General features: G+C 62.0%; 11 protein-coding genes and 1 tRNA gene. 2 read left to right on the top strand and 10 right to left on the bottom strand.

Annotation, left to right across the window (positions count from 1 at the left end):
• Positions 1 to 79 precede the first annotated feature (79 nt).
• Both DYI37_RS01825 and DYI37_RS01830 read right to left on the bottom strand, forming a co-directional pair.
• On the bottom strand, positions 80 to 1663 hold the full coding sequence (locus tag DYI37_RS01825; RefSeq protein WP_116681476.1) for a hypothetical protein: 1584 nt from the start codon (positions 1661 to 1663) through the stop codon (positions 80 to 82).
• 97 nt (positions 1664 to 1760) lie between these two features.
• Positions 1761 to 3542, bottom strand: coding sequence for a beta strand repeat-containing protein (locus DYI37_RS01830; protein WP_147307846.1), 1782 nt, complete (start codon positions 3540 to 3542; stop codon positions 1761 to 1763).
• 1141 nt (positions 3543 to 4683) lie between these two features.
• On the opposite strand from DYI37_RS01830, the gene DYI37_RS01835 reads away from it, so the two are divergent.
• Complete coding sequence (locus DYI37_RS01835; protein WP_245413733.1) at positions 4684 to 5154, top strand: curli assembly protein CsgF; 471 nt, start codon at positions 4684 to 4686, stop codon at positions 5152 to 5154.
• A gap of 160 nt (positions 5155 to 5314) precedes the next feature.
• On the top strand, positions 5315 to 6526 hold the full coding sequence (locus DYI37_RS01840; protein WP_116681479.1) for a CsgG/HfaB family protein: 1212 nt from the start codon (positions 5315 to 5317) through the stop codon (positions 6524 to 6526).
• A 652-nt stretch (positions 6527 to 7178) separates the two neighbouring features.
• Here the strand turns inward: DYI37_RS01840 and DYI37_RS01845 are convergent.
• The 8 genes from DYI37_RS01845 to metG form a co-directional block, all read right to left on the bottom strand.
• Positions 7179 to 7254, bottom strand: a tRNA-Lys gene (locus tag DYI37_RS01845).
• A gap of 170 nt (positions 7255 to 7424) precedes the next feature.
• Entirely contained in the window at positions 7425 to 7841 is a 417-nt protein-coding gene (locus tag DYI37_RS01850) for a PilZ domain-containing protein (protein WP_147307847.1), read from the bottom strand.
• Positions 7842 to 8173: 332 nt separating this feature from the next.
• A complete protein-coding gene (ilvC, locus tag DYI37_RS01855) occupies positions 8174 to 9193 on the bottom strand; it encodes a ketol-acid reductoisomerase (RefSeq protein ID WP_116681481.1) in 1020 nt (339 codons plus the stop codon).
• Positions 9194 to 9229: 36 nt separating this feature from the next.
• Positions 9230 to 9868 carry a TetR/AcrR family transcriptional regulator C-terminal domain-containing protein gene (locus tag DYI37_RS01860; protein ID WP_199520054.1) on the bottom strand — a complete coding sequence of 213 codons (639 nt, stop codon included), beginning with the start codon at positions 9866 to 9868 and terminating at the stop codon, positions 9230 to 9232.
• Positions 9869 to 10141: 273 nt separating this feature from the next.
• Complete coding sequence (gene mazG, locus DYI37_RS01865) at positions 10142 to 10972, bottom strand: nucleoside triphosphate pyrophosphohydrolase (RefSeq protein WP_116681483.1); 831 nt, start codon at positions 10970 to 10972, stop codon at positions 10142 to 10144.
• A gap of 484 nt (positions 10973 to 11456) precedes the next feature.
• Positions 11457 to 12311: an MBL fold metallo-hydrolase gene (locus tag DYI37_RS01870; RefSeq protein WP_116681484.1), complete on the bottom strand. Its 855-nt coding sequence runs from the start codon at positions 12309 to 12311 to the stop codon at positions 11457 to 11459.
• Positions 12312 to 12317: 6 nt separating this feature from the next.
• A complete protein-coding gene (locus tag DYI37_RS01875; protein WP_116681485.1) occupies positions 12318 to 13115 on the bottom strand; it encodes a TatD family hydrolase in 798 nt (265 codons plus the stop codon).
• Positions 13116 to 13121: 6 nt separating this feature from the next.
• Complete coding sequence (gene metG, locus DYI37_RS01880) at positions 13122 to 14672, bottom strand: methionine--tRNA ligase (protein ID WP_116681799.1); 1551 nt, start codon at positions 14670 to 14672, stop codon at positions 13122 to 13124.
• Positions 14673 to 14760: the final 88 nt, after the last annotated feature.

A 14760-nucleotide genomic window follows, 5' to 3' on the forward strand; every position in this document is an offset into this window, starting at 1 on the left:
TGCGCAATCTTTTCAAATTGTATGGATCTGCCGTAACGTCGACGAACCTCGCATCACGGTTAAGACTTTCGAACGATCCTCAATACTGGCCGATCGACGCGCTGTTGCCCTCGCCCCCCTGCCGCACGCGCGCGAGTTGTCCCTCGCCGATCTGGCCGATACCGGCCTGATTGCCGTCGCCGACAGTGGTGATCATGGCCGAATGCGATGTGCCGGCCTGGAAGATCCCGCTAAGGTTCTCGTTGCCCACGATCGAGACCGAAGCCGTATTGTCCCGTCCGGCCTGAACGATGCCCCCCTGCGCGAGAAGGCTTTGAAGGAGCGCATCCCTGTCATCCCGTCCCGGGATCGATGCGCCGACATCGTTCCGGCTTCCGACGATCGTTACATCGGCGCGGTTCGAAAGGCCCGACTGGTTGATGAGGAGGTCGTTTGCGTCTCCCTCAAATGACAGCGATGCGATATTGCCGAGCCGGATGCCGGACTGGCGCGAGAACACTGCGTCCGAGTCCTGCACGATCGTGGCCGTGTTCCCATCGCCGGTCTGGCGGGCGTTCGTCTCGTTTCCGTCGCCCGTCATCGTCACGAACAGTCCGTTCTGAAGACCGGACTGCGAAAGGGAGAAGAGATTGCCGTCGGAACCGCCGCCTGTCGACGAGGCGCCGATGGTCAGTTGCAACTGGTTGCCGTCACCGACCTGCTCCACCGAAGCCGCGTATCCGGCAAGCTGCGAGCCCTGGGCGCTCATCGCGCGATAGCCGCCGATGCCTTCCCCCCCATTGTCGTCGCCGAAGATCGAGATGCCGGCGAGATTGTCGCCCCCGCCCGATGTCGTGAAGCCGGTCTGGCGAACCTGATCGACGAAGTTGCGGTCACCGACGAGCGACAGATCGAGCGCATGGCCCTGGCCCGTCTGCTGCAGGTTGCCGATCGTGTTGTCCTCGCCGGTGCTGATCAGGGTTGCCTGATTGGCCGCGCCATCCTGGGATGCGATGCGTAGGGCGTTGCCTCGCACGCTCTGCAAGACGGAAAGGCTGTTCTGCGCGCCGCTCTGGCGTATCTGCCAGATCGACTGACCGAAGCCCAACTGGTCGACCTCGAGACGATTGGTACCCGTCGTGGACGCCGTCGGCAGCCATTGCTGGGCGAGTTCCTGGAAGAGGTGGTTCGCCGGACCGGACGATTCACCGAGCCGGCTCGTCGCCGGGTCGTAGCGGCCGCCGATCTGCCGTATCTCCGCGCTGTTCGTAATGCTGGTGCCGGCGGAATCGGCGCGCTGATCGATGGCGCCGATCGTGCTTCCGCCTCCCATGTCGCGGCCCGATCGTTGCTCGACGATTAGCTGGTTGACGTCGCCTGCCTGGGTGAGACCGGAGGCCGATCCGACCGTGCCGGTCAGAAAGCCGGGAACGCCGATCAGGTTCGAGGGGCCGACGGCATTGTCTTCGCCGACCTGTGTGATCGTCAGCGTGTTGCCCGCGCCGAGCTGATTGAGGCGGAGGTCGTTCGACGAGCCGCCGACGATGTTGCGGGCACCGGTCTGATCGATCACCGCCTCGTTCTGGTCGCCGACCTGACCGAGAAACACCTCGTTGGACTGCGCGAAGGCCGCGGAGGCGGAAAGCCATAGAGCGAAGGCCGGAAGAACGCGATGCAAGACCATGGCAGGAAATCTCCGCGATAGGATGCGTCTGAGGACGCGAGAAGGTCGGCCGGGAAAGCCCCGGCCGACCTCTTATTCGACGAGTTCCGTCTACCGCTTACAGGCGGCCGTTCGGGGCGCCGCCCTGGGTCACATTGAGGACGTTGCCGTTCCCGCCCTGATCGAAGTTCGTGTAGTTGCTGCTTCCGAACTGGGAGACCAGCGCGCTGTTTCCGTTACCGGAAACGGTACCGAAGATCTCGTTGTCGCTGGAGGTCTGGAAGAGGGTCGTGTCGTTCCCGTTGCCCGAAACATCCAGGTCGACCAGGTTGTTCATCCCGCCCTGGGAGGTGATCACGGTGTTGGTGTCACCAGAGATGTTCAGGCTGGCATTCTGGAGCGAACCGAGCTGGCTCAGGGAAACGGTATTGCCGAGGCCACCGTCGATCGCAACCGAAGCGAGATGGTCGCTTCCGTCCTGGAACATGACCGCAGTATTGAACGAGCCGCCGTCGATCGACAGGCCTGCGCCATTACCATTGCTTGACTGATCCACGAGGACGGTGTTTCGGTTCGCATCGTTGTCCATGCCGATGACGAAGGTGCTTCGGCCGGACTGGGTGGCGACGACGCCGTTGCGGTCGCTGCCGTTGGCGATCGAGACGAGGGCGCTGCCGAAGTCGGACTGGGTCGAAGTGATCTCGTTGCGATCGGACCCGGTGATCTCGAGTGCGAGGTTAGCGTTATTGGTCTGCGAGAGCGTCAGCGTATTGCCGTCGCCGTCGTTGACGGCAACATTACCGACGTTGTCGGTCGCGGTCTGCGAGAGCGTGATGATGTTGCCGTCGCCTGCGCCGACAAGCACGTTGCCGAAGTTGTACGCGTCAACCTGCGAGACACCGATATCGTTGTCATCGCCGTCGTTCACCGAAACCGTGGCGCTGTTCTCGAAGGCCCAGGTCTCGGGGTCGTTCTGCGTGATCGTGACCTTGTTGTCATCGCCCATGGTCGAGCTGGAGGCGCTGTTAACTTCGCCGATCTGCTCGATCGTCGTGTTGTTGCCGTCACCGTTCTGAGCGAGATTGGCCGTGTTCGCATAGCCCGCGTCGAAATCGAAGGGGGACTTGATTTCCTGCGTGACGTCCGCCGTGTTGCCCTGACCGGTCTGGGCGATCGAGGTTACGCGGCTGAAGGTGCTGCCGGTACCGCTCTGCGTCACGGTCGCCGTGTTCTGGCCATTCTGGGTGACTGCGTCGACGACGCTTCCGGCGCCGGCCGACTGATCGATGGTCAGCGTATTGCCCAGTCCACGTGCGGGACCTTCCTGAACGACGGATCCGACCACGTTGTCGTCCGAGGACTGCGTGACGTCGATCGAGTTACGGTTGCCATACTGCTCGACGCCAACTCCGTCGAGGCCGATCACGTTGCTGTTGCCGCTCTGCGTAACGGTCAGCGAGCCGCGGGTGCCGCTCTGCAGCAGGAACTGGTCGCCGCTACCCGCCTTGTTGTCGTCACCCGTCTGCGTGACGGTGGCCTCGTTGGCGCGAGCGGTTGTGGAGCGCTGCGACGTCTGGGAGACGAAGGCTTCGTTGCCGTTGCCGGCCGACTGCGCGAAGGCGGCGCCGCTGAGAAGCGTCAGCGCCGTGGCAGCCAGAAGTGAAGTCTTGAAAATGGTCATTGCAAGTCCTTTCAGCTCGAAGTCGCAACCCGCGTCCCGTAGATTGGCGGATGCGAGAATGAATTCTTGATGCGCCGGTTTTCCAGCGTGTCGTTGCGGAGCCAGACCCGTGGCCTGGCGCCGATTTTTCACCGAGTTGAGATGAGAGAGAACCAGAGAAACTCTGAAAGATGACATGAAGACAGTAATCACCTGACAGAAAGAGTCAGAATGCTGCAATTACTCTCGACATCTTTGGATTTTTTTCCGAACCTGACGGACGTCTTCACGACGACCCCGACAGAACCCCCTCGCTCGATCGCAATACCAGAGAGGGTTCTCCTCTCTTCGAAGATTGCGGGGGTATCGCACCCCTCGACCGGCCCGCTATCTTGAGGGAGTGTTTACACCAGGGGCGATTTTCGAGTCAACGAAATTAACCCCACGTAAGCCATTTAACGCCTGCTTAACCTTTAAGACTAAAATTTTAGGATTATCTAGTCCCGGCCGAAATCGGTTGGTGGCGAAAGGCTCTGTGAGATATCAAAAGCTTAAAATACTTTGCTATGCATAGCGAAGTAAAAAATGGGGCGGCCGCCCTTAAGACTTCTGCGCGTGAGCGCAGGTGGTCATTGGGTGACGGGCGAAAATGCGCGGCCGATCGAGCGGCCATCGGCAGAAAAGTTCGTACGGCAATGGTCCTGATGCCGCGCTTGGATCGGTACCCGCCGGCCAGATTTACCGACTCGTTTCTTACGCAATCGAAATACTCCGCCAGCGAAAGCCCGGCTGAGAAAATGATGTCGGCGCAGTCTGCCTGTCTGTGCAGTCGCCCTGCATTCCTAAGCCACACGACGAATATCCTTATGGATTTGGTGACGGGGCCTGCGTCGCCTGTCCGATCGAGGCCTGAACTGAAATAATCGATCCGACTGCCGATCGGAAAGCCGGTTTGGGAGGGTCTCAGGCTCGGTCGAGCAGAGCGCGGCGCAGGAGGGCTGTCATGGAGAGGGGATGGACGGGGCCACATCGTCGTAGGATCGGTATGGTTCGTGGTTTGCTCTTCTTCCTCTGGGGCATCAACCGCTGAAGAATCCGAGGAGGGGCATCAGTTGTCTTCATCGCGCCCTGCTGGAATGTGTCACGCAGACTTCCGAATACCTGAACCCAATCCAGTTTCGGACAGTGCCGATCGGTCATTGACTGTACCAGCGAGATGCGGGCGGGCCTTCCGTAACGGTAATCAGTAAGGCATACCATTTACCATCCTGTGGTGCAGAATGGCCACGTGAAGTGATTCAAGGCCACGATCCACGTTTTCTTATTCACCCGCTGCCACGCTTCCCCTATACAAGGCCAAACTCAGGAAATGAGGTCTTCCGTGTCCCTGCGCTTCCGGCTTATCAGTATATCTCTCTTAGTATCCGTCTCCGGCTCCGCAACGGCAGGTGACCTCGTCTATCAGCCGATCAATCCGTCATTCGGCGGCAACCCGCTCTATTCCGCTCATCTTCTCGGGATCGCCAACGCCCAGCGTGACGCGACGGCGAGTGACGCCGGCCGCGATGATGCAGCCTCCGCGCTTACAGCAGGCCGAACGCAGGCTGGAACGTCGGATGCCGATCTGTTCGTACGTCAGTTGCAGGGCCGGCTGCTTTCCGCGCTCGCCGGGCAGGTGACGGACGCGATCTTCGGGGACCAGCCTCAGACGTCGGGAACGGTTCGGTTCGGCGACACGACGGTGACATTCCAGCGGGGGCTGGCCGAGATTCGCCTGTCGATCCTCAATTCCACCGACGGAACGATCACCGACATCGTCGTGCCGGTTCTTCAAACGAGCGCGATCAACTGACCGGCAGTCTGCCGGTAACTTCAAAATGGCATCACCTTCCGTGCCGGAGGGGAACGAGCCGCCTGTCGACGTCTCCATGCTGTGAGGCGATGAAGGGCTCGTCCGGCGATGAGGGTGGGGCAGGGCCGGGGAGCCGACAATGACTTCGAGGGGAGCTGCCATGCAGCGTCGTAAAACCGTGTCGCGGGCACTTCTGATGGGGGCGAGCCTCCTGCTTCTTTCCGGTTGCGTCACCAGTTCGCCGCTCGACGCTCTGCCGGTCGTCGACCCCGTGAACCAGCCCAATGACGAACTTCGACGCATTCCGCCTCCGGCAAGCAAGACGGTGGTCGCCGTCTACGATCTCGAGGATCTGACGGGGCAGTTCAAGGAACGCGAGAACGTCCAGTCCCTGTCGCGGGCGGTCACCCAGGGTGGCGCGCCCATGCTCATCAAGGCCTTGCAGGACGCCGGCGAGCGTCGCTGGTTCACCGTTCTGGAGCGCAAGGAGCTGGAAAACCTCCTGCGCGAGCGTCAGATCGTGACGGAGATGCGCCGCATCTACAAGAACGAGGTGAGCATCGACGCCAACGTGCTGCCGCCGCTGATGCATGCCGGGATCATCATCGAAGGCGGGATCATCGGTTACGACACCAACATCATGACCGGCGGCATCGGTGCCCGCTTCCTCGGTATCGGCGGCGATACGAAATATCTGCAGGACGTCGTCACCGTGACCCTGCGCGCGGTCTCCACGAAGACGGGCGAAGTGCTGACGAGCGTGACGAGCCGCAAGGCGATCGCCTCCTACGCGCTTCAGGGCGGCGCGTTCCGCTTCGTGAAGATCGACGAATTGCTCGAGGGCGAGGCCGGGGTCACCTATAACGAGCCCAAGCAGATCGCCGTCCAGTCGGCGATCGAGAAGGCCGTCGAAGCGATGATCGTCGAGGGATCCGAGCTGGGTCTCTGGAGGTTCGCCGATCCGCACGCCGGCGCCGCCTATATCGCGAGCTATCGTCAGCAGAAATACGGGAACCGGTTCACCGCAGCCGCTGCGGCGCCAGTCCAGCCAAAAAGCTCTGGTCCCGTCGAAGTCGCCGCGACCGTCCCCAGTGCACCGAGGCAGGTCACGGTCACCCAGCGGCGTGTTCCGGCGTCCCAGGCCCGGGCGGCCCAGCAGGGCGTTCCCGCCCGCGTGACCCCGGCGGGTGGATCGGTGAGGCAGGTTCCCGGTGTCGGCTTCGTGCCGGCCGAAGACGCGTCGGATATCCGCCAGCCGGTCGACTCGAACCCGCCCCAGCTTCCTCCGGCCCGTCAGGCGGATGAGCCCGCGGTGGGTATGAATCGCGGCTCGGATGCAGCGGAAAGCGAAGTCCAGGTCTCTCGTCTCTGAGCGAGCCCTGAGCTCATCGCCGAGCCATTTCGGTCATGACCCCCGCGCTCATCTCTGAGTTCGCTGGTGGTGGTGCACCGAAGCGGAACGGCGTTGCTTAAAGCTCACCCACCCTGCAGGCTTGGAGAATCCCCCAGCGGCCGGACGTGTCGATTATGGGCATGAGCCTGTCGCCGCTGGCGCCCGAGGAGGCTCCAGCCGCGTCGCAGTTGGCGCCAGCACGCCGAGAGAGGCTTTTCGCTTTGGCCGGGGGGGCAGCCGCCTTCAGGCTCGCTATGACGGTCGATGAATAGGTCGACGATGTAGCCGCATGGGTCGCCTTCACCGCATTGAGATCCACGCAGGCGCGTCTGTCCTCAGACTGAGCAATCGGGAACGCTCGGAACCCAGGACTGGATGGAGATCCGCTGACCCAAAGCGGGTCAGAAGCTGGAGACCTTGAGCCGATCTCCTTATCCGGTCAGACGCCGATTGGCTTTATCACCACCCATCTTCGTCGTTACCCCAAAAGGGCCGCAGACGAGCGGTCACGGAATACGAATTTCAGGGAAGGGGAATCGACCGCCATCACCACGCGGCAAACAGCAGTAAAACCGTCGGACGCGACTTTTCGCTTGAAACGACCGAGCTAATTATCAGGCGGAGAATTGAATGGTGGGTGATGTAGGGTTCGAACCTACGACCCGCTGATTAAGAGTCAGCTGCTCTACCAACTGAGCTAATCACCCACGGTCGAACCGGCCTCAGCCGCTTCGACGCCCGATATAAAGGGAGGTTCGGGGCCTGTCTACCCATGGAAGCGCTGCTTTGACAGAAATATTGCCGAATTGCGGAGGAGCTCGGATCGAGGCCGCGGCTTGGGCAGGCGAGGGGGCTTCAAGTCCCCGTCTCTCGTCGTTCAGTGCGCTTTCCAGGGAAGATTGGCCACCACACGGAGCGGCAGGCGCTTCGCGGTGATCTTGATGATTGCGCCGTGGCCACGATCTTCGGCAGGAAGGGCGGGCTCACCGTTCGGAACGGCTGCGACCTCCCGAACCGCCGGAAGGCGTGCTTCGGGCGAAGGATCGGTTCCGGTCTTGGGTTTTTCACTTGTCGGCGCGTCGGCATATCGGACGCCTGCGAACATGGTCCTGCGATAGACGAGGCGGGCGGGCCGCGCCGGTTCGTCGCCGATCTTGATCTCGAATTCCTTCGGCATGTGCGCGGATTCGGCGAGCGTCAACAGCGCGCCGGTCGCGGACATGTTGCGGACCACGCAGTCGAAGGTGGAAAAGCCGTTGTTGAAGATAATCTTCGCACGCTTCAAAACGCGCATGCGGGGTGCCGTGCGACGCTCGGCGTCATCCGCTTCTGTTTCGAGCAGCCCCATCTCGATCGGTCCCCGCATCATGGCACATGCGCGGAACTTCGCGCGGAACTGGTTAAGACGAGCTTAAAGGCCGGCGCACGTGCATGCGGATCGATGTCGCATGCCGGAAGACAGGCGGGGTTGCGAGCGGCATTTTGGCGGTTATCGGACCAAGGAGCGATGTGGAGCGCTCCGCTTCCTGTAAACAAAAAGGGCGCGGGTCGAGCCGCGCCCTTTCTCATGTGGCGTGCATCGGACGCCGCGAGCTTCGTCTCGGCCCGCAGCGTCTTACACAGGGATCAGTTGCGGTCTTTGTCGACGAGTGCGTTCGACTTGATCCACGGCATCATGCCGCGCAGCTTCTCGCCGACTTCCTCGATCTGATGGCGATCGTTGACGCGGCGAATACCCTTGAAGCGAGCAGCGCCCGAATGCCATTCCTGCATCCACTGCGAGGTGAACTTGCCCGTCTGGATATCGGTAAGGACACGCTTCATCTCGGCCTTGGTCTCGGCCGTGATGATGCGCGGGCCCGAGACGTATTCGCCCCACTCGGCCGTGTTCGAGATCGAATAGTTCATATTGGCGATGCCGCCCTCATAGATGAGGTCGACGATCAGCTTCACTTCGTGCAGGCACTCGAAATAGGCCATCTCCGGGGCATAGCCTGCTTCCGTGAGGGTCTCGAAGCCGGCACGGATCAGCTCGACGAGGCCGCCGCACAGGACCACCTGTTCGCCGAAGAGATCGGTCTCGCATTCTTCCTGGAACGTCGTCTCGATGATGCCGGAGCGGCCACCGCCGACGCCGCAGGCATAGGAGAGGGCGAGGTCCAGGGCATTACCCGACGGGTTCTGGTGAACCGCGACGAGGCACGGAACGCCGCCGCCGCGCTGGTACTCGCCGCGCACCGTGTGACCGGGGCCCTTCGGCGCGATCATCAGAACGTCGATCGTCTCCTTCGGCTCGATGAGGCCGAAATGCACGTTGAGGCCGTGGGCAAAGGCGATCGCCGCGCCATCGCGAATGTTCGGGGCGATCTCGTTCTTGTAGATCGCGGCCTGGAGCTCGTCCGGCGTCGCCATCATCATGAGATCCGCCCATTTCGCCGCCTCGGCGACGGAGAGGACTTCGAGACCATCGGCCTCGACCTTCTTGGCCGTGGCCGAGCCTGGACGCAGGGCGACCTTCAGTTCCGACGCGCCGGAATCCTTGAGGTTCAGCGCATGGGCACGGCCTTGAGAGCCGTAGCCGACGATGGCGACCTTCTTGCCCTTGATGAGATTGAGATCGGCATCGCGATCGTAATAGACGCGCATGGCGTTTCCTTCCTGCTTGTTGGCGGGCGAGGGCGCTTACCCTCGGTCCCCGTTGGGTTCCGGTCCGTAGAGGACCATGAATCGGTCGGCTGCGGACTTCGCAGTTCCGTCGATATCGATCATCGCGTTCTGGGTCTCGCCGAGCAGCATCCGGACCTGCAGGTCCTTGACCACCAGACCGAAGAATGTCGAAAACGCTTCGTCTTCCTGTGCGTAGCGCAGAAGACCGCTGGCCCTGGCTGCGGCGAAGAGCGGAGCGATGCGTCGAGCCATTTCCTCCGGCCCGTTCCGAAGCACGATCGCTCCAAGGTCCAGCGTCTCGGATCCGGCCTCGGCGATGGCGAGACGGTTGAGCGCGACGGAGGTCGAGCTGGAGAGGACCCGCAGCCAATCGGCTGCGAACCGGGTCAGGGCTTCGTTCAGAAATCCGGCATCGATCGGACCGTTCGGCAGGTCGACGCCGCGCACTTTCGCGGCCTGCCAGCGAACGGTCGCGGTCAGGAGCCCGTCGCGATCGCCGAACCAGCGATAGAGCGTCTCCTTGGAACAGCTCGCCGCACGTGCGACAGCGATCATGGAGAGAGGTCGCTGTCCCTTGACGATGAGATCGAGAGTGGCTTCGAGGACGTCGCGCTGACGATCGGTCAGCGTCGCCGCCGCCGTTCTCGTCTCCATCGCTTCGCGCTTTGCGGCCTGCATCGAACCCTCAAATGATCGAACCGTACCGTACGGTTCGGATGCTTATGCCGGATGCTTGATCGCTTCGCAAGAGAGATTCGGCAAGGGAACGCGTCGATGGACAGACCTTTTGAAGGCGATCCACCGCCAGATCGAGTGATGTCGGGACCGTGCAATATTGGTCGGGACCGCTCGCATCTTTCGATGTTCGCCGGGTCTCGATGCGCGCGGTTCGGTTCGAGATCCGCGGCTAGCTGAGCTTCGTCCGGATCATCGAGGCCTGGCCTTCGCTGCCACCCATTGCTCCTCCATCTCCGCGAGGCTTGCCTCTTCCAGTGTCTTGCCCACGCTTTCGAGGTGATCCTCGATCGCCGCGAAACGATGGCGGAACTTCGATACGCAGGCTCGCAGTGCCTTCTCCGGGTCGACATCGTAGAACCGCGCGAGATTGACCGCCGTGAAGATCAGGTCGCCCAGTTCCTCTTCTCGTTTCGTCTCGTCTCCGTGTGTCACCGCCTGGCGGAACTCCAGAATCTCTTCCTCGAGCTTCTCGTAGATCGGCTCGGGTGCGTCCCAGTCGAATCCGCTCTTGGCGGCTTCCTTCTGGATCTTGAGGGCGAGCGTCAGGGCAGGGAAGTTTGCCGGCACCGCATCCAGTCGCCGGGACTTCGGCGGTTCATGGTCGTCCTTCCGAAACCGGTTACGTTCTGCGGCCTTCTCGGCTTTCTCCTCGGCTTTGATCCTTTCCCATTGTCCCTTCGCGCTTCCGGCCGATCGTGCTTCGGCGTCTCCGAAGACATGGGGATGGCGGCGGATCATCTTCCGAGTGATCGCCTCGACCACGTCCTCGAACGTGAACCATCGGGCTTCGCGGGCAAGCTGTGAATGATAGACCACCTGGAGGAGAAGATCTCCGAGTTCCTCCTTTAGGTCGGCCATGTCCTTGCGCTCGATGGCGTCCGCGACCTCGTAGGCTTCCTCGATCGTGTAAGGGGCGATCGTCTCGAAAGTCTGTTCGAGGTCCCACGGGCAGCCGCTCTCCGGCTCTCGAAGCGCTACCATGATCTCGACGAGGCGCCCGATCTCGCGTGATGGTTCCATCGGTCTGTCCTCGCTCGTTTTGTCCGTAATGGCCGTCGGCTACAAAGCCGAATGGTGGCTCGCGCATCAAGTCACCACGACGAAAAGTTTCCACGAAAGGCGGTACGTCCGCCGGTGCAGGGCTGCACGTCGCCGCCGATGACTGAGGTGAGTGCGGCAAGGACACGCTTTCTCAACGCGGGTGAATTACCGATCTGCGTGGAGGATCAGGTCGCGGGTCCCAATCCGGCTGCGTAAGGGCTATGGTTAACGGTCCGCGCCGTGAGGCCTCCCCATGTTAGCCCCGTTCAAATCAGTTCCATAATCTATATTATGCAACTAGGCTTACGGAAGTGCGAGCCCTACTCCGGTTTGACGCAGCGTTGGCCTCGTGGATGAAAATGCCAGACTGGCAGTCGCCGTCTTCCGTCGGACCACAGATCAGGATCACCTTCACCACCCGGTTGGGGTCCGCGATCTCGAAACCTCTAGGACGCTTCCGCGCCTATAGTCGCGTGGTCCCGTTCGTTCGATCGTCCGCATCGAACGGCAGTTCGAGAACCAGACCGTCGAAGCCGGGTTGGATGCCGGCGGGCGTCTCGCGCAACACCGTCGCGTAATCGAGCGGCGTGTGCATATGGGTCAGAACGGCCGAACGCGGACCAAGGCGTTCGATCCATTCGACGGCCTGGTCGAGCGAGAAATGGCTCGGATGGTTCTTGTATTGCAGAGCGCCGAGGACGAGCACGTCGAGATCGTGCAACTGGGCTTCCGTTCGCGCGGGAAATTCGCTGACATCGGTGCAATAGGCAAGATCGGCGAAGCGGTAGCCGAGCGACTGGATCGAACCATGGATCTGTGTGAGCGCCAGCACCGGAAGATTTCCGCCCGGACCTGAGATCGAGAACGCGCGATATGGCTCGATCAGGTGACGGTTGGCGATCGGCGGATAGGAACTTCCCGCAGGCGTCTCGAAGATGTAGCTGAAACCATCCATCACCCGTGAAAAGGTGCCGGCATCGGCGTAGACGTCGATCCGCTCGCGCTGGACCTGCATATAGCCGCGCAGATCGTCGATCCCGTGGATGTGGTCGGCATGGGCGTGAGTGAGAAGGATCGCGTCGAGGCGATCGACCTTCGCCGCGAGCATCTGGGCGCGGAAGTCCGGCCCGCAGTCGATCGCGACGCGTGTCGTGCCCGTTGGCGAGATCAGTTCGACGAGCGCCGCCGTGCGCGTGCGCCGGTTCTTCGGGTTCGAGGGGTCGCAGGCGCCCCAGTCACCGGAGATCCGCGGAACGCCGGGGGACGACGAGCAGCCGAGAATGGTCAGCCGCAGACGCTTTTGCCGATCCTCGCTCACGGACCCTCAGACGCTCTGCCGCGGATCGGGCACCTTCTTGAACAGCCGGAAGAAGTTGTCGGAGGTCGTCTTCGCGATATCCTCGATCGAAACCCCCTTCACCTCGGCGAGGACCTCGGCCGTATGTCGAGTGTAGCCTGGTTCGTTGCGTTTTCCGCGATAGGGCATCGGCGCGAGATAGGGAGCGTCCGTTTCAACGAGCAGCCGGTCGGATGGGATGGCAGCGGCGATCGCTCGCAGCTCTTCGGATCGCTTGAAGGTGAGAATACCCGAAAACGAAACGTAGCCGCCGAGTTCGATGCCGGTCTCGGCGAGGGCGCGTCCCGACGAGAAGCAGTGCAGGATAAAGGGAAAAGCGCCCTTCCCGCTCTCCTGTCGCAGGATCGCCGCCATATCGTCGTCGGCGTCCCTCGCATGGATCACCAGTGGCAGGCCCGTCTGGCGGGCGGCCGCGATGTGTCGGCGAAAGACGTTCTCCTGAACCTCACACGGCGCCTTGTCGTAGTGATAATCGAGGCCCGCCTCGCCGATCGCGACGATCCTGTCGTGAGTCGTCGCCGCCTCGACGAGCGTCTCGGTCGCCACATCCGGTTCCTCGCCGGCGGAGTTCGGATGTGTTCCGACCGAAGCGTAGACGCCCTCGTGGCGACGCGTCAGATCCAGCAGGCGATCGAGCTTCGAGACGCGCGTGGAGATCGTGACGAACAGGCGCACATCGTTTTCACGCGCCCGCTCGAGCATCGCCTCGCGATCCTCCTCGAAGTCCGGGAAGTCCAGATGGCAATGACTGTCGACGATGAACATGAGATCTCAGCCCGCTTTCTCTTCGTCCACATAACGCGGGAAGATCGGCGCCGGTGCCGGCAGGTCCGTGTTCGGCACGAGCCGCGTCCCGTTCGCAAGGCTGTCGAAGCCACGGGAGGCTTCGTCGAGGCCCAGGATGTCGAGAAGCTTTCCGGCACTCTCCGGCACGAAGGGCTGGAGGAGCAGCCCGACGATCCGCAGGATTTCCGCCGTCACGTAGAGGACGGTCTGCATCCGATCGAAATCGGTCTTGCGGAGCGCCCAGGGCTCCTCGCCGGCGAAGTAGCGGTTGGCATCGGAAACGACCGCGATGATCGCGGCGAGCATCTGGTGCAGTTCCTGCCGGTCGGCGAAGGCGCGGCATTTGGCGAGCAGCGCGTCGGCGTCGCTAAGGATCGCACGATCCGCTTCGCTGAACTCACCCGGCTGGGGCACCCTGCCCTCGCAATGCTTGGCAACCATCGAGAGCGAGCGCTGCGCCAGATTGCCGAGATCGTTGGCGAGCTCGGAATTCGTGCGGTTGACGATCCCGTCGTGGGAATAGTTGCCATCCTGGCCGAACGGGACTTCCCGCAGGACGAAGTAGCGGAAGCGATCGAGCCCGTAGGTCTCGACGAGAGAGAACGGATCGATGACGTTGCCCACCGATTTCGACATCTTCTCGCCCCTGTTGAACAGGAAGCCGTGGGCATAGACGCGTTTGGGAAGCGGCAGGCCGGCGGACATCAGGAAGGCCGGCCAGTAGACCGCGTGGAAGCGGACGATGTCCTTACCGATGACATGCAGATCCGCTGGCCAGAAAGCCGCGCGATCACCCTCCGGATCGGCCAGATAGCCGGTCGCCGTCAGGTAGTTGGTGAGGGCGTCGACCCACACATACATCACGTGCTTCTCGTCGCCCGGAACGGGAATGCCCCAGTCGAACGTCGTTCTCGAGACCGAGAGATCCCTCAGGCCCGACCTCACGAAAGAGGCGACCTCGTTGCGACGCTCGTTCGGGCCGACGAAGGACGGATTGTCCTCGTAGAGCTTGAGGAGCGGCTCCTGAAATTTGGAGAGGCGGAAGAAGTAGCTCTCCTCTTCGATCCACTCGACCGGCGAGCCCTGCGGCCCGAGGCGGGTACCGTCGTCCTTCAGGGTCGTCTCGTCCTCGCCGTAATAGGCTTCGTCGCGGACCGAATACCAACCCGAATAGCTGTCCTTGTAGATATCGCCTGCCGCCTCCATCCGCTTCCAGATCTCCTGGCAGGCGAGACGATGACGAGGCTCGCTCGTGCGGATGAAATCGTCGTTCGAGCCGCCGAGAACCTCGGCCATGCGCTGAAACTCCGCGGAATTGGCATCGGCCAGTTCGCGCGGCGTGATTCCCTGGGCCCGTGCATTCTGCAGCATCTTGATGCCGTGCTCGTCGGTTCCGGTGAGGAACATGACCTCGTAGCCATCGAGACGCTTGAACCGGGCCAGCGCGTCGGTCGCAATCAGCTCGTAGGCGTGCCCGATATGCGGCTTGCCATTGGGATAGGAGATCGCGGTCGTCAGATAGTACCGGTCGGCCATGGTGTCGGTCATGCTCGTTCGAATGATCGGATGGAGGGCGCAATAGCGGAAAAGCGCCGGGGCCTCAATCAACGGAGATCGAAGTCCG

Origin of the sequence: Fulvimarina endophytica (assembly GCF_003403015.1) — a bacterium.
Taxonomy (GTDB): domain Bacteria; phylum Pseudomonadota; class Alphaproteobacteria; order Rhizobiales; family Rhizobiaceae; genus Fulvimarina; species Fulvimarina endophytica.

Coding starts and splice junctions, on each gene's coding strand:
- DYI37_RS01840 (WP_116681479.1), top strand. CDS start 5,315: ATGCAGCGTCGTAAAACCGTGTCGCGGGCACTTCTGATGGGGGCGAGC.
- DYI37_RS01825 (WP_116681476.1), bottom strand. CDS start 1,663: ATGGTCTTGCATCGCGTTCTTCCGGCCTTCGCTCTATGGCTTTCCGCC.
- DYI37_RS01860 (WP_199520054.1), bottom strand. CDS start 9,868: ATGGAGACGAGAACGGCGGCGGCGACGCTGACCGATCGTCAGCGCGAC.
- metG (WP_116681799.1), bottom strand. CDS start 14,672: ATGGCCGACCGGTACTATCTGACGACCGCGATCTCCTATCCCAATGGC.
- mazG (WP_116681483.1), bottom strand. CDS start 10,972: ATGGAACCATCACGCGAGATCGGGCGCCTCGTCGAGATCATGGTAGCG.
- DYI37_RS01875 (WP_116681485.1), bottom strand. CDS start 13,115: ATGTTCATCGTCGACAGTCATTGCCATCTGGACTTCCCGGACTTCGAG.
- DYI37_RS01850 (WP_147307847.1), bottom strand. CDS start 7,841: ATGCGCGTTTTGAAGCGTGCGAAGATTATCTTCAACAACGGCTTTTCC.
- ilvC (WP_116681481.1), bottom strand. CDS start 9,193: ATGCGCGTCTATTACGATCGCGATGCCGATCTCAATCTCATCAAGGGC.